The organism is Halorubrum laminariae (assembly GCF_024494655.1).
GTDB lineage: Archaea > Halobacteriota > Halobacteria > Halobacteriales > Haloferacaceae > Halorubrum > Halorubrum laminariae.
In genome coordinates this window covers 1-15638 of sequence record NZ_JANHDL010000026.1, presented here as the reverse complement: position 1 = coordinate 15638, position 15638 = coordinate 1, and the positions used below count along the sequence as shown (strand labels likewise).

The 15638-nt window shown below is 52.4% G+C and carries 11 protein-coding genes and 1 pseudogene; 7 read left to right on the top strand and 5 right to left on the bottom strand.

All coding sequences use genetic code 11. The features are described from left to right. Positions 1-205: 205 nt before the first annotated feature. Positions 206-1540 (top strand): annotated as a pseudogene (tnpC, locus tag NO887_RS18050) (IS66 family transposase); the annotation flags it as partial. A 484-nt stretch (positions 1541-2024) separates the two neighbouring features. On the opposite strand, the gene NO887_RS18045 reads toward tnpC, so the two are convergent. Further along, on the bottom strand, positions 2025-2849 hold the full coding sequence (locus NO887_RS18045) for an IS5 family transposase (RefSeq protein WP_256419557.1): 825 nt from the start codon (positions 2847-2849) through the stop codon (positions 2025-2027). 493 nt (positions 2850-3342) lie between these two features. Between NO887_RS18045 and NO887_RS18040 the strand changes: the two genes are divergently transcribed. From NO887_RS18040 to NO887_RS18015, 6 genes are all read left to right on the top strand, one after another. After that, the gene (locus NO887_RS18040) at positions 3343-4518 is read left to right on the top strand and encodes an enolase C-terminal domain-like protein (RefSeq protein WP_256419556.1); all 1176 of its coding nucleotides are present in this window, start codon (positions 3343-3345) and stop codon (positions 4516-4518) included. A gap of 515 nt (positions 4519-5033) precedes the next feature. Further along, on the top strand, positions 5034-6161 hold the full coding sequence (locus tag NO887_RS18035) for a zinc-dependent alcohol dehydrogenase (protein ID WP_256419558.1): 1128 nt from the start codon (positions 5034-5036) through the stop codon (positions 6159-6161). A gap of 249 nt (positions 6162-6410) precedes the next feature. After that, the gene (locus NO887_RS18030; protein WP_256419555.1) at positions 6411-7886 is read left to right on the top strand and encodes an aldehyde dehydrogenase family protein; all 1476 of its coding nucleotides are present in this window, start codon (positions 6411-6413) and stop codon (positions 7884-7886) included. 529 nt (positions 7887-8415) lie between these two features. Continuing rightward, positions 8416-9684 (top strand): TRAP transporter substrate-binding protein, encoded by a 1269-nt coding sequence (locus tag NO887_RS18025; RefSeq protein WP_256419554.1) that lies wholly within the window; start codon positions 8416-8418, stop codon positions 9682-9684. Between the two features lie 27 nt (positions 9685-9711). Then, positions 9712-10245: a TRAP transporter small permease gene (locus NO887_RS18020; protein ID WP_256419553.1), complete on the top strand. Its 534-nt coding sequence runs from the start codon at positions 9712-9714 to the stop codon at positions 10243-10245. Beyond that, on the top strand, positions 10242-11543 hold the full coding sequence (locus tag NO887_RS18015) for a TRAP transporter large permease (protein ID WP_256419552.1): 1302 nt from the start codon (positions 10242-10244) through the stop codon (positions 11541-11543). The genes NO887_RS18020 and NO887_RS18015 overlap by 4 nt, the downstream gene beginning before the upstream one ends. 779 nt (positions 11544-12322) lie before the next feature. Here the strand turns inward: NO887_RS18015 and NO887_RS18010 are convergent. The 4 genes from NO887_RS18010 to NO887_RS17995 form a co-directional block, all read right to left on the bottom strand. Next, the gene (locus NO887_RS18010) at positions 12323-12655 is read right to left on the bottom strand and encodes a tyrosine-type recombinase/integrase (protein ID WP_256419551.1); all 333 of its coding nucleotides are present in this window, start codon (positions 12653-12655) and stop codon (positions 12323-12325) included. 957 nt (positions 12656-13612) lie between these two features. Beyond that, the gene (locus NO887_RS18005; RefSeq protein ID WP_256419550.1) at positions 13613-13888 is read right to left on the bottom strand and encodes a hypothetical protein; all 276 of its coding nucleotides are present in this window, start codon (positions 13886-13888) and stop codon (positions 13613-13615) included. 197 nt (positions 13889-14085) lie between these two features. Then, positions 14086-14970 (bottom strand): IS1595 family transposase, encoded by an 885-nt coding sequence (locus NO887_RS18000; RefSeq protein WP_256419549.1) that lies wholly within the window; start codon positions 14968-14970, stop codon positions 14086-14088. Between the two features lie 435 nt (positions 14971-15405). Next, on the bottom strand, positions 15406-15638 hold a 233-nt coding region (locus tag NO887_RS17995), incomplete at its 5' end, for a hypothetical protein (protein ID WP_256419548.1).

Here is a 15638-nt window from a genome sequence, read left to right as displayed (position 1 = left end):
GAACCGGTGAGCGCGTTGACGAGAAAGTTAAGAAGCTGGTCTTCGTGGATTTCATCGTCTGCTTGGTGGTGTTTGGACACACTTCAACAAGCAGACCTCTCAACTAACAGGCTTTGCGAGGTACTGAGAATACGAAGAACTCCGCGAACAGCACGAAACCCTTCGTGAACAGAATGAGGAAGTTCACGAAGAGCTCCGCGAAGAAAACGAAGAACTCCGTACGGAGAACAAACGCCTCAGAGCCAAACTCCGGTGGTACGAGGGACCGCATACACCACCGAGCAAGGACCAATCAGACCAAGAGGAGTCGTCCTCGTCCGATGGGGACGAGGACGACGAACAACCCCGGACTGACGGTGGCACGCCCGGCCGAAAGTCCGGACACGACCCGGAATGGCGGGATCCACCCGACCCAGACCGAGAAATCGAGGTGATCTGTGACTGCTGTCCAGACTGTGGCGAGGAGTTCGACGAGTCGGCGGGCGTCAGCCCCCGACTCGTCGAGGAGATCCCTGACCCACAACCCCCAGAAACCACCCAGTACAACCGCCACCACTACGCGTGTGACTGCTGTGGCGCAGAGACGGTTGCGTCTCACCCCGACTGCCCCGATGAGGGGCAGTTCGGGGTGAACGTCATTGCCCAGTCGGCGCTGTCCCGGTACGACCACCGTCTTCCCTACCGCAAGATCAGCGACCGCTTCGAGCAACTGCACGGACTGGAGCTTTCAGGCGCGGCCACGTGGCACGCGACCGAGCGCGCTGCGCGCGCCGGTCGCTGTGAATACGACCAGATCCGCCGTCAGATCCAGCACGCCGACGTTGTCCACATCGACGAAACAGGGATCAAGCGAGACGGCGACCAGGCGTGGCTCTGGACGTTCCGGACCGAAGACCACACGCTGTACGCGGTTCGAGAGAGTCGCGGAAGCGATGTTCCCGCGGAAGTCCTCGGGGAGGACTTCACGGGAACGGTCATCTGTGATGGGTGGACGGCCTATCCAGCGTTCAGCAGCCACCTCCAGCGGTGTTGGGCGCATATTCTTCGGGAAGCGAAAGACGCCACCGACCAGCAGGCGGAAGGCGAACCGATCTACCGGGCTCTCACTCAGTTGTACGTCGCTCTCCAGGCCCGGCTGGAGAGCGACTTGACGATTCGTGAGCGAGCAGAATTACAACGTGTAGCGCGCAGAGAACTGGAGTCGCTGATTGAGCGGTCAGTACCCGACGGACCAGTGGCAACACTGCTCGGAAAGATCGAAGGCGGGCTCGACCACTGGCTCACCTTCATCGGTGAGCCAGCGGTCTCCCCAACGAACAACGCTGCGGAGAGCGCGCTTCGTGAGCCTGTGGTTCTCCGGAAGATTATCGGCACGCTCCGGAACGACCGGGGGATGTTCGTTCATGAGACGTTGCTGTCCCTGCTGGCGCCACGTTGCCAGCAGGGACGCAATCCCTACGAAGAACTCACGCGTGTCGTCCGGGACAACGATATGGTGTCACGCGCTCAGGCTGTGCCAGCTGTTTCGTCCTCGGGGTAAACACGTACCTTAAGTGTAATTCCACCAGACGGCCTGGGCCTGTAGTGGTAATTCTGTAGCTGACAGACCAGACATCAAATAGTATAGTATTCGATATGAATACAGTTATGCACCTTAGAATTAGTTTTAGAATGTTGTTGTAATCGTTGATGTCGGACTGGAAGTTAGAACATTTCTTGCCCATTAATTTTCGAGCTTTGGATAACCAACAAAATTGAGATGTGGAAGAGCAAGGTTTCTCCTTTGTTTTGCAGCTTTAGATCATCCAGAGATTTCATTAGCGTCAGAAACCTTTGCTACCGAGAAGCCGATCTTCACCGATTGATTGCCCACACCAGATGCAGATGTAAATGGAGGACTCTACTGGGATCACAAATTCAATTGTTCAACGATTACACTCTGAAGACGTTGGCTACTATCTGGTGGTAGATCAACTTTCTATTCCAGTTATAGACTGCTGTGTTGAATGGATGCTGAGTCACGGTTACAGCGGCTCACACAGTGGTTCTATGTTGATGATGGCGAACATCAAGACGATCTCACGGAACTGCCGATACCAGCCAAGCGCTCGCACGGCATCGCCGAGCGAGCGCTTCGTTGTCGAATACGATGTTTCGGCCATCCACCGCTGAGAGTAGCCGTTTACTCGGTTGAGCGCGTTGTTCGCGGCCGCGTTCGCTGACGAGCCGCGATAATGAACGAGGTAATCGATGTCGTGTGCGGCGATCTCGTACTCGGTGTGCCAGTCTTGGAAGCCGTTGTCGGCGGCGACGGACTGCAGGTCGTCCGCGTTTCGGCGGACGACCTGCGGTCCCGTCTTCGTATCATGCTTCCACCGAGCTGCGATGTGAACGTCAAGAACAGCCAGCGATTCCACATCGGTCAATGTCGTGACTTTCAGCGTCTGTATCGTCCGTCCTGCCCGCTGACGAAAGTACGAGGACGCACGTCGCCGGTCGAAGAACGTGCTGTCGAGCGCAGCGTGGCCAGACTGCGGGTGCTGCTGCGCGGAAACGCGCAGCAGCGCCCGCCATACCCACATTTTCAGCCGATCAAACGATTTGTAGATCGTGCTGTAGTCTGGGAGATCGTCTCGATCTAAGCCGAGGGCGTTACGAATCTCAGCCATGTACTTCAGCCGATTCGGCGTTTCACGATAGCTGTGGCCGTCTTCGAGCCGAAAACAGTGTAGCACAACGTGTTTCCAGCGGGCAAACCCGCCGCTGGCGGGTTCGCCCGCGTGCTTTCCCAACGCTTGTTTGACTAGGCGACGACACTGCTCAACGAAGTCGAGGAGATCGACTTCCATGGACAGAATCGATTTCCTCGGCTTCGTCCTTCTACCCCGTGATACTAGTCGATTAGATCGCTATTCAACACAGCATTATAGACAGTATTTTAAGCTTGAACACTTCCAAGCTATCATATAACGTTTATACCTCATCAATGGACTAGTCAGAAACCAGATAGTCATTGTCTTCTCACTGATTCCGCCTGGTATACGTTCTGACTCTATTCGTGGATAGCGAAAGTTACTCTCTTAAATATGGGTTTGAGCGGCCGACAGCGTCTTTGATCAAGTACCAAGGAAGAGGACATCAATTGTCAGTGCAATCATACGTGATTTACATCAATCTACCATCTGCACATTACCTTGTCTCTGTCATTGGCCTAGTTCGAATATATAAAACAATATTTCGAATGGCCAGCACAGGAAGGTACTGCGGTATCGAACATGATTTCCTTTCGTGGAAGGTATTAAGTAAGCGTGACTTCAACCAGTTTCCACAACTTAGCCAGCTATGTCTCCAGAGATAACCCAGATCGAACTGACTGCATTTACGTATCCAATAACGGATGTCCGACTCGATCACACGAAACAAAAGCTCGTATACGCACCAGGTGAGACGTATGAGCGTCAAGTTCACGGTCTTAGAATTCATACTGATACCGAATACACGGGTGAGTATATCGGTGGTGGAAAACCGGCAGCTACCCAGGTAGGAATCTGTGCGGAGTACCTAATAGGGGCAGATCCACTAAAGCGTGAAAAACACTGGAATGCGATGCGTGAAATGCTTCGAAAATACGATCAGATGGGGCTTGGCATCATTGACATAGCGCTTTGGGATTTCGCCGGGAAGTACGCCGGACTGCCAATTCACGAACTGCTCGGCACCCACCGTACCAGGCTTCCTGCGTACGCATCTACGTACTTCACTCAAACCGACTCTGGACTCAGTTCACCAGAGGATTTCGCTGACTTCGCGGAAACGTGTTGTGAGTACGGATATCAAGGATTCAAAACGCACACGTGGTGTGAAACCGACACATACGACATCGAAGCTGAAATCGACCTGATCGAGGCTGTCGGTGAACGGGTTGGTGACCGGATGGCGCTAATGCATGACCCAGTCGCCAAATATGAAACGCGTGCTGATGCGCTCAAGGTGGGACGGGCGTGTGACGAATATGAGTACTTCTGGTACGAAGACCCGTACAAGGATACAGGGAGATCGCAACACGGCCATCGGACTCTTCGGCAGTCGATGGACACGCCACTTCTACAGACTGAACTCGTCCGGGGAGTAGAACCAACGATTGACTTTGTTGTAAACGAGGCGACGGACTTCGCTCGTGCGGATCCTGAATGGGATGGAGGTATCACGGGAGCGATGAAAATCGCCAGAGCGGCAGAGGGTCTCGGCGTCGACATCGAATATCATCTAGCTGGGCCCGCCCAGCGACATTGCATGGCGGCGACACGCAACTCCAATTTTTATGAGCTCGGATTAGTACATCCCACGTCGAAGAATCCACACTCAGAATATCCGGTGTATCAAAATGGATATACCGATCGTATAGATAGCATCGACGAGGACGGTACGGTGGGTGTTCCGGACGGCCCAGGACTAGGGGTCGAATACGACTGGGAATACGTAAACGAAAATCTCGTTGAGAGGGCCGTCTACGAGTAACACACAACAGAATTCACGTCAAAAGTTTTGTTAGTGCTGGCATGAACGGCAATACCGTTGAGCGCTCCAGATGTATTTGTTTCGTTGATTGGATCGATATTCGATTAATTAGAACGATCTGATCGAACTACTTAGCTAGATCGTCAGACGGAACAGTTGAAACAAAGATGCGTCGTATATCTGTAGTCATGATTTGCTTGTTATTGTCTAGGGTATCAGCCCACTTCACATAGGTGTATAAACAATTGTTAGCTATTAATTCGATAATTCAATCTCAGGACTCAGAGACGGTTCTCTAGAATTACAAACATACGTATGTAATTCTATTTGCCTCCATACATAATGGTCATTCGTACTATTCGAACCAGCAATTGAATTTCATTTTTATATATTCTAATCCCTTGCAGAAACCCCCCTCTTCGAAAAACAACTACCACTGGACCCTAGGATGGCTTCCTTGCTAACTACTCCCACAACATTTATTTACTCGGTTGCTCTCTGACAAAGTGGATACGATGAAAACAACCGCTATTGTGATGAACGAACCCGGTGAGCTCGAAGTCCAAGAAATCACGATTCCCGAAGTAGGCCCTAACGATGTGTTGTTGCGCGTTGAGATGACCGGGATCTGTGGGACGGACGTCCACATGTATAACGGTGGGATGGATCTCGATTTCCCAGTTGTCCCGGGTCATGAGTTTACGGGGGTCATCGAGGAAGTCGGCGAAAACGTAGAACGAGATTCTAAGGGCACCGAGATAAGTGAAGGTGATAACTTGTCGGTTGTTCCGGCGATGGACAGCGATGGGAACGACTGGTACTCGCGGAACATGCCGGGCCGTCCACGCCTGAGCGAGAACGCGGATCGGTTTGGCTTCGATAATATCGAGGATCAATACGCTGGTGGGATGAGTAAGTACGTCGTTTTGCCGCCCAAATCATATTATTACAAGCTTCCCGAGGACGTTCCGTCGGAATTGGGTGCGCTTGTGGAACCGATTTCCGTTGGGATGCACGCTTTCGAAAGGTCGATGCAGCCCGGGCATCCTCACATCCGAGAGGGTTTCGGTGTGGGGCAGAGCGTTGCAGTACAGGGCGCAGGACCAATCGGCCTCTTTGCTATCGCGTCAGCGAAGGCCGCGGGTGCGGGACAGATTATCGCAATCGACGCCATCGACGAACGGCTTCAATTGGCAGCAGACTTTGGGGCCACCGACCTGGTCAACTTAACCGAATACGAGGAGGACGAGCTCATAACGACGGTGAAAGAGCTCACTGCGGGTAACGTTGGGCCGGACATTGTCATTGAAGCAGCTGGACTCCCCGTCGCAGTTGAACAGGGAATCGAATTACCTCACGACGGTGGAACCTTTGTTGAGGTTGGACACTTTGCTTACAACGGCGAAGCAGAAATCAATCCGACTCGAGTTGTCCAGAAGGAACTCGACATACTCGGGAGTCTCGCCTACCCGCCGACGCAGTTTGAGTCGGCAATCGCCCTTATCGATCAGTTAGAGGGAGAGGTTCCTTTCGAGGATCTATTCAACTTCAAAACGACGTTCGAGAATGTAGAGGAGGCATATGATGCACAGGAAAGCGGTGAAGCCTATCGAGCAACGGTTCACCCACATGGACTTGACTAATCAGGTGAGCCACCCTTAATGACGTGTCCGTGACCGGGCGTACTAATGAACTACGCAGACGGTCTCGATAGTACAACTCCCCATACCGCCTGTCGGTTCACTTTTACTACTTTGATCTCGGAGCGGCGTGCTACGGAATGGATGGTCCATTCAATTCGTGGTGTGTGAAGCTCAGTGAGGATCTCACTGTGGCAATAGTCCCAGGCAGCCCCAAATGTTAATATACGAGCGAGATATTACTTGAACCGCATGCCGCTAAACAAATCGAAATCGATAGACGGAGAAATGCTTATTAACGGGTCGTGGGTTGGAGGCGACGACCGCACGGATGTAGTTAATCCGTACGAAGGGTCGAAAGTCGGAACCGTTCCGGTTGTGAGTCGCAAGCAAATAACGGATGCCATCGAATCTGCTAGAGATGCCGCCGAGAGAACGTCGCTCTCAGCGTACGAGCGCTATGAACTCCTGTCGATCGCTGCGAATCGTCTTGAGGAACGAGTTGATGAAGTCGCAGAAATAATCACGAGCGAACAGGGCAAGCCAATAACGGAAGCGAGAACTGAAGCCGACCGTTCAGTCCAAACGCTTCGTCTCTCAGCCGAAGAGGCAAAGCGTCAGTTCGGTGAGTATGTTCCGATGGACCCTCAGAAGGGGATGAGCCGTGATCATTGCTTCACACAGCCGGAGCCGATGGGGGTTGTAGCTGGAATCACTCCGTTTAATTTCCCAGTCATGCTGATGGCACATAAGGTCGGTCCGGCACTTGCTGCAGGGAACGCGTTCGTCGGGAAGCCAGCAACGTCCACTCCACTTTCAGCTCTCGTTCTGTTCGAATGTCTCGACGCTGCGGTCGAAGAGGTGGACGCACCGGATGGGCTAGTAAACGTCGTTACTGGAAGCGGATCTGTGGTCGGTGAAGAAATAGTCAATCACGGCGCAATCGATTCTATCTCCTTTACCGGTTCGACCGAGGTCGGGAAATACCTCGCGAATAACAGCGGAATGACCGACGTGACACTCGAACTCGGTGGCAACGATCCGACCATCATGTGGTCCGATACTGACATTGAACGGGCCGCAGCTGAGATCGTGCAGGGAGCATGCTCCAACGCGGGACAAGTGTGTAACAGCGTCGAACGAGTCATCGTTGACGAAAAGATCGAAAACGAGGCACTTGCGGCATTATCTGAGGCCGCAAGCCAGTTGAATATCGGCGACCCCTTCGACGAAGAGACGGATGTCTCGGCGATGGTTACCGACGAAGAATTTAGCGGAACTGTGAAGCTCTATGAAGAAACGGTCGAACAGGGAGCGACTGTCGAATACGGCGGACGGTACGGTGGTGATCTCGGAGATCGAGTCTTTGAGCCGACCGTCCTCGGAGGTGTCACGGCTGAAATGCCTGCAGCCAGCGAGGAGACGTTCGGACCGCTTATCCCGGTTATTGCAGTTAGCAACTTCGATAAAGCACTGGCAGAAGCGAACAATACAGAATACGGCCTCGAGGCGGGGCTTTTCACTCAAGATATCGATCGCGCGAAGCGAGCAGCAGATACGATCGACGCCGGTGGAGTGAATATCAATACCGTCAGCGGATTCCGGACGGATCACATGCCATATGGTGGGTTCAAAGACAGTGGGAAGGGAAAAGAGGGGATCAAATACGCTGTCGAGCACTTCAGTAGGACGAAACTGGTAGGGTTCCACGACGGGATGAACAGCTAATATGGCCAGCTGGGTCGGTGGCAGTCAGCATTTCACTCACGATTGTTGACTCACACGTGCACCTCATTCCCCGACTGAACATTCTGGCCGAGATATTCGATCTTCGAACCATTAATCAGCAATACTGATAACCCGTCTTTGCTCGTTATGACACACCCGCAATTGCTACATCTGAACCGTCTCTCGGGGACGATCAATTGAACCGCGATATTTCTATGTGAACTCCGTCAGAAGTACCGTGTCGACTGCACCATGTGTCTGGTTTATCGTGCTCAACACCTCTGTACCGCATTAAACAGAGCACCGCTTCATTTTCATTCCGAATAAGTTGAAAGTGGTAACACCATCGGCCGGACCTCACAGAGATCAAGCGCCACATTTGATCTTTCTCGGAGAGCTCTATCCAAATTGAGCCTAAAACCTGCGCAGATTTGCTTCAAGCACTTCCTACCTGGCTCGATGAACCTAACTAGACTCAATCAGGGTTGTGAGGGAAAGTTTTATATTCTAACGTGTAAACAACTAGTTCGTGGCATCAGATAGCACACTGCCATCCAGGCGTAGAATTCTCAAAGGAGCTGCTGGTTCCGCCGGGCTGTTCACACTAGCAGGGTGTGTCGAAGATAGTGGCGGAGGCAATGGCAGCAATAGCGGCGATGGCGAAAACGGCGGTAGCACCGACGGTGGCGGCGATGCCGAATTAGAGTTTACTATCGGAGGTGTGATGTCGCCCCCCGGAAGTGGATGGGAAGGTGCACAGCCTTCCGGTCACTGGGAGCTCGAACGACGAATTGAAGAACAGAGTGACGGCCGCATCCAGGTCGAAAACGTTCCCGAAGGGCAGATCTGCGGCGAACTGGACTGTCCGGAGAGTGTTCGTAACCAGACTGTTGAGATCGGGAGTGCGTCAATCGGTAACTCGAGCTCAAGTTTCCCGATGAACGACATCTGGATGATTCCGTACACATTCCCGAACGAGATTTCACTTGCACACACGCTTACCCAGGCGGAAACATACGAAGAGTTCTGGGTACCGTTTGCTCAAGAGTACGGCGTCATCCCGCTTTGGTATCACGCACCGGCGATGCGCTCTATTCACATTGGCGTTGATAGGGCGGAAAGTACGGATTTCACCCATCAGGTACCTGCAGACGTAGAAGGGATGGACTGCCGGAGAACGGCGAGCCAGGTGTCCGGAATCGCGCTTAGTGAACTCGGTATGAATCCTGTCTCGCTCTCCTGGGCAGACGCCCTTCAGGGACTACGATCGGGGACCGTCGACGGGGCGGAAGCGGCTGCCACGCCCGTCTGTGCGTACGGTGGAAATAATGCGGAAGCTCTTGCTTCAAGTATCATAAACAAATGGACCATTCACAACGACACGAAGTGGGCAAACGTCGAATGGCTCAAAGGCCTCTCGGACGAAAACCGTTCGTTGCTCGCGGACGTATCGAAGTCCGTCTACGAGGATCTCGTTCAGAAGAATATGGACGAGATTCATCAACAGCGGCTGGGAATGTATAATGAGGATCCCCCGGATTCCTCGTGCACGATCGAACACGATCTGGAGTTCACTTACCTCGAAGACGATCAGATGCAGCAGTGGGAGGATGCCATCGGATATGAGGATAATATGAATCTCTACTCGGATATAATCGATTCGGCAGGCCAGATTGGGATTGATGGTGAAGGGTTCCACGAATATCTTGTCGAGACGGCTCGGGAGAATTCCGTCCCATCCGACCATAACGATTTCACCGTTGATGCGTGGTGGGACGAATACCTCTCTGAGATGTGACGTTGATGCTTTTTAATTGGAGATAAAATGTCATCTGAAAATAAAACCCGGAAGACGCTGGGGAAGATCGAGGAGAACTTCGAGGGATACATAGCTATCGTCCTCATAACTCTCTACACACTGTTGATTTTCTATACGGTGGTCCAGCGACTTACGTTCGAGAATCCTCCGTCATTTACGCTAAATGGGACGCTCTTTTTGTTCACCTGGATGGTTTGGGTAGCAGCTGCGTGGGCGATCCGTCATGAATCCCATTTCCGCTTTTCGCTAGCCAGGAACAAGTTGTCGAATAGGGCGAACTATGTACTACGGTACGTCGACTTCGTCACGTGGGTTTCATTCGCCGCTATCATCGGGTACTACTCGATAGAGCTCGTTCAAAGACGGCTTGCTACTGGCAGACCCATCCTCGGCACACCGGTCCCGCAGTGGGTGGCGTATTTAGCGATTCCCGTCGGAATGGCGCTCATAATAATACGAGCAACACAGCAGATAATCATGATCAAACGAAAGTACGATAGTGGTGAAGACGTGACGCCAACATCGGATATTTCAAAATGAATGCACCAGTACTGCTAGCGATCTCGTCGACGGAATTCCTGATCGGAATTACGCTACTGTCCATTATCGCCTTTATATTCGGAATTCCGATCTATTTGGTGTTCGGAATATGGGCACTAGGATACCATGTCGGATTTGACAGTTTCCCGCTAATCAATATGTCCCAGAACCATTACGGGGTTCTCCAGAGCTTCTCGTTTACTGCAATCCCACTGTTCATCTTAGTCGGTGATCTGATACGGGAAGCAGGAATCGCCAAAAACCTCGTCGAATTTACCCGGGAACTTATCGGCTGGATCCCTGGTGTGACAGGTAACACCGCTGTCGGCACTGCCGGCATATTCTCAGCGATCACGGGCTCGAATGCGGCAACCACGGCATCTGTTGGTACCGCACTGTATGAACCACTTTGTGAGGAGGGATACGAAAACGATTACGCAGCTGCCACCATTGCCTCGGGGGGTGTATTGGGGGCAATTATCCCCCCAAGCATTTTGCTGATCATCTATGGGGCAGCCTTCGGCGTCTCAATAGTCGATTTATTCATAGCAGGCGTTATTCCCGGATTGGGGATGCTGTTCGTCCTCTTAGGAGTTAATACTGTTATCGCATATCGGAATGATTACGGGGTCACGGAGGATTTCGGAATTGACTACCAACAGCTTCTCGTCAAAACATGGCACGCGAAGGTTGGTCTCGGTACGATTGTGCTCTTACTCGGCGGCATTTTCCTTGGACTATTCACTCCAAGTGAATCCGCAGCCGTCGCCGTTGTGTATATCCTAGTTGCGGCAATAGGCTCACGCCAAATAACGTCGATCGATTCGATCGTCCGAGCCTGCTACTCCTCGATATTACTGATCGGAATCATTCTGCCGATGGTCGTCACGTCGATCTTGATCCAGCAAAGTCTCTCGGATCTAGGCCTTCAGGAGGCAATATCCAACGCGATCATCTCTCTGGGTCATCCAGTATTGATCATATTGGTTATGACCGTAATTATGTTGTTAGCCGGTTCGGTGCTGGACGCGACTCCGAACCTATTACTTACCGCACCTATATTAGCCGGAGCAGCAGCCTCGCTTGGATGGTCTCCGGTTGCTTGGGGCATTATCTTCATGATGGGTGCTTCCATTGGATTTATAACTCCTCCATACGGGCTTAATCTATACATTATCAGTGGTATCGCAGATATAGATTATATTAAAGTAGCAAAGGCCGCAAAATGGCACTGGGCTGGGTTGGTAACTGTCTGGCTCGGTGTGATGATCTGGTATACCGTGGTGGGCGGTGGTTAGGTAGTACCGCCCCCAAAAGCGGTGGATTACAACCTATTCGACCGCTTGACGCTCGTTCCACATAACCCGTTACGATCACACTTGGAGACTGTATTTTTGACACCTGATTTGCTTTTTAAATAGAAATTAATTTAGCAGTTCTAAATGGGGGAGCAGAACTGCTGCTGATAGAATTCAGTGATTGATTCCGACACACAACACTATCAGCTTGACATTATGTATATATTATTGATATAGTTCAATACGATAATAAACTGTTGGCAACTGAGGTCAGAAAGCTGCCTAGAACAATAAACTGACTGGGACTCGAACAACATCACGGCTAGATATTATGATTCAGATAGAGAATGAGCAGTTGTTGCCATTCACTAGTAGTGAATTTTTTGGAACATAAACAATTAATAGGCGGCCTTTAAAACATATCGGTCATATTGGTAATTTATAGTTTGATTAGTGGAGTCATGATCCATTGGCAGAGTCATATTTTTGACATTTAAATATTTGGGCAGGCCGGATTAAATCCATACTGGTTATCAGATCTGCATGACGTATCGATCAAAGTGGGGGAACTATTCAAACACATAATTAAACACACGGTTGATACCATTTGTAATACTTCAGAAATATATGAGGGGACTGAAACGGAGTAGGTCAAATCTAATCGAAGCGAGGAGTGTGGGTCAAAAGATCTTCAACAAAGCCCAGGGACCAGAACGGATTCATTTCACGGTTGGCATTCAAAAAACGGCACCGGATTACCGAGAACTGCGATAGCCACTTCACCTTCTCACGAGCCCGCCGTTGCGCGGCAGGCGAGAACTTCTCTTTGTAATGGTCCAGAACGTCTCGAGGTCTTCCCAGCCTCCCCAGTCGAGGACGAGCAGCGGGTCGACTTCAACGTCGGATAGGGGGGTCGCCCACGTCCGCCTGAGGTCGTGCGTCGAAAGGTATCGCCAGCCGTCGTCGTCGTGCTTCTCGTTGAGCTCGTTGAGGGCATCCTGAATCCAGCGCCGGAGCGACCGCATTGACTGGATCGAGAGCACGAACTCGTCCGCCGGGGCGTCGCGACCGCCACCGACCGTCTCGATTGTGGTCACGAGATCTCGCGGCATGGGCGTGCCTCGGTATCTGTCCCTCTACCCCCCACGCACGGAGCATTGCGCCGGCCTCGGTCTTCACGACGTCTTGGGGAGCTACGTCGAGGATCTCCTTCGACCGGGTCCCACCGTGCGCCGAGCATGAACGCGACTCGGTGCTCGGTATCTGGTGCCACCGCTTCCAACTGTTGGACTTCTCGCTGGCTGAGCCACACTTCCTCCCCGGCTTCGTCTTCGACGAGGTCGCGAAGGTTCATCGCTACGTCCGGCTTACTCGCCAACCGGTCAAAAAGTCACAGAATTAGTAGATTATCAGGGTGGAGCGAGTACTCTCAGGGGTTGATTTCGTCCAGGCTCTCACGAGGTCCCGGACGGGCTGTAATTAGATCCTAGTGTACTGAGTTACAATTCTACGAAGCAAATCAACTATCGAACAAGACTTCTATGACACTTCTATACTTGCTTCACAGTCCGGGCACTTTAGCGAGTCCTTGGTTGCGCCTGCTACGTAGACTGCACTGGCCCCTACTAGTGCTCCCACGGCTGCGAATGGCCAACTCGCTGCAGTCGCTGTTCCAAGAGCCGCCAAACCTGCAGACCCCCCCAGGGAGTATCCCCCGGCTCCAAAGAGCGCAGGAACTGCCATACTTTCTACGGTCATATATTTGCCTTTGAGGTGTAGAATCGCGAGGTCTTCATTACAATTCTCACACGTGAGTTCGTTCACTACGGAGACATCTTCTTCCTCAATCTCAGTTTCTACATCAACGGCTTTGTTGAAATCCTCACCCAGAGATATGTTCTTGGAACCGTGCTGACTACAGAGCGCGTCTCGGTCACCGAGCTCTCGGACGTTGGTGAGAGGGTGAATGCTCCCTATCGAGAAACTGCGGCGGCGCGCGCCGCTGCGTATCCCGGACTACAGCAGACGTTGAGCGCGTGTCGGACGTAACGCGGGACGGTTGGCGTCGCCTACGCCAGCGCAATCCCCGCCCCGACGGCGAGACTCGTCAGTGCGAGGCCGACGAGCGCGACTGTTGTCCGGTCGTGGTGTCCGTCGCGGTCGTCGGAGTCGAACCCACGACCGGTCAGAACGCCGAGACCGACAGCAACTGCGGAGAGGCCACTGGCAAGCGCCAGCGTCGTCCAGAGTTCCAGTCCGTGCTGTGCGACTTCTCGTGTAGCCGTCCCGGCGAGAAGGATGCCGGTTGCTATCGGGGCGGCGGCTGTCGCTTTGTTGGAGGGCATCAGTCAAATATCCAACGCGCGTCTAAAAACAGTGGCGATGCCATTCCGCGGACAGTGGTCAGTACAGGAGTACTATTTGTTCAATAATTCATCTGTCCTGTGAGTCTATCAGAGACTATTCCGGCTCATCGCAAACGACACCAATCTGGAGAGCCTGTCGAATATGGAAATCGCTCTTGTGTAGCACATTGTTGATTTCAGAGAGTGGCTTTGACGGCGTGTTTGAGCGCTTTTCGTCCGGGTTTGCGGTAGAGTTCTTGTCTGAGTTGGAACGCTCGGAGATACTGTGTGAGGCGATCTTTTGAGATGCCTCGATGCGGCGAGAGCCACCGTCGCGCCAGCGACGCGTGGCTCTCGCAGGAGTTCACGTGGACCTCTTCGTCGGCGTACTCACCGTCTCCGTGAACGACGTATTCGCGGTCGAGTTGCTCGTCTTCAGTAAGCGGATCGTACGCACGAAATCCGTCGGTATAGACAGTGAGAGGCTCCTGCTGGCGGTCAGCCAGCAGGAGCCGGATCGTCGATTCGTCTGCGGATTTCGCCGGCACAACGTACCGTTGCTCGGTGCCACGATCCACGAGGACGAACACGGGCGGTTTGTCTTGATCATACGTTCCGCGTCCGCGTCGTGAGAGGCCACGAGAGCGCGACCAGCGGTCGCGCTCGCGGCCTTTCAAGCCGGCAGAGACGTAGAACTCGTCAATTTCAACCGGGCCACGGAGATCGAGTGACGGCGCGTCGAGCGCTTCGGTGAAGCGCTCGACACGCCTGTGGATCGTTTTGTAGGTGACCTCGATTTCGCACTGTAGTTGCCTGAGACTGGTGTTAAACCGCAAAAACGCGTAGATCGAGAACAACCATTTGCGGAGTGCGATCTTCGAGTGAGCGAAGATCGTGCCAGTCTTATCGTTGAACGTGCGGTCGCAATCCTTACAGAGATACCGCTGAAACTGCCCGTAGCTGCCGTTTCTGACCGTTCGGTCAGAACGGCAGCGAGGACAGGAAACGCCGTCACGCCAGCGAACCTGCTGTAACAGGTCCGCTGCGACCGATTCCGACCCAAACACATCTAGCGGAATCATCCGTGTCGGACACCGCTGACGCGGTGTCCTTGTCCTCTTCGACACGACAGCGACAGCTCGCCAGTATCAACAATCTCCTACGGAAGAGCGTATGGAAATTCTTCTCTTCGCGAGTATCGACTTCTAGAGCCTTCTCAAGATGGAATTGATACCCCTCAGATCGCTGTGTCATATGCTTATATGGCACAGGAGATAGAATAACTCTCGGTTGTATTTATCAAAATAGATAAGAAACATGTGCATGGTATACAAACGCATTTTACCGGCTGATTCAAGATGTGGATAGAGAAAAGAAGGCCCTTCATCTGCTGACTACATTCTCTGTATTGACCGCAACCGGGTCAGAATATATCACTTGCTGAGGATTTCAACAGAGCCAACAGAGCCGAAAATCTCTATAAACGCCGGCTTTATATATGAGAGTTCGAATTTCTTTCATGTATGGCTGATTTCCACTACGGCGAATCCGCGCCCGAATTCGTGCCCGATCTGCCCCGAGGCTTTCGCGATGGTGAAGGCGAAGTTGTAAGGGAGGTCGGATGTCTCCAAGAAGTAGATCACGAACGGTACTGAAATTGTATCCAGCTCATCAAAATGGAAGACGGAACCGAGGAAATTCGTGCCGGCTACTACTCGGAATCTGGCGGTTGGGCAAACAAACCGCTGAT

Bases quoted from the DNA above. Each gene is read 5' to 3' on its own strand.
- NO887_RS18045 (WP_256419557.1), bottom strand. From the start codon at position 2,849: ATGGAAGTCGATCTCCTCGACTTCGTTGAGCAGTGTCGTCGCCTAGTC.
- NO887_RS18040 (WP_256419556.1), top strand. From the start codon at position 3,343: ATGTCTCCAGAGATAACCCAGATCGAACTGACTGCATTTACGTATCCA.
- NO887_RS18035 (WP_256419558.1), top strand. From the start codon at position 5,034: ATGAAAACAACCGCTATTGTGATGAACGAACCCGGTGAGCTCGAAGTC.
- NO887_RS18030 (WP_256419555.1), top strand. From the start codon at position 6,411: ATGCCGCTAAACAAATCGAAATCGATAGACGGAGAAATGCTTATTAAC.
- NO887_RS18020 (WP_256419553.1), top strand. From the start codon at position 9,712: ATGTCATCTGAAAATAAAACCCGGAAGACGCTGGGGAAGATCGAGGAG.
- NO887_RS18015 (WP_256419552.1), top strand. From the start codon at position 10,242: ATGAATGCACCAGTACTGCTAGCGATCTCGTCGACGGAATTCCTGATC.
- NO887_RS18010 (WP_256419551.1), bottom strand. From the start codon at position 12,655: ATGCCGCGAGATCTCGTGACCACAATCGAGACGGTCGGTGGCGGTCGC.
- NO887_RS18005 (WP_256419550.1), bottom strand. From the start codon at position 13,888: ATGCCCTCCAACAAAGCGACAGCCGCCGCCCCGATAGCAACCGGCATC.
- NO887_RS18000 (WP_256419549.1), bottom strand. From the start codon at position 14,970: ATGATTCCGCTAGATGTGTTTGGGTCGGAATCGGTCGCAGCGGACCTG.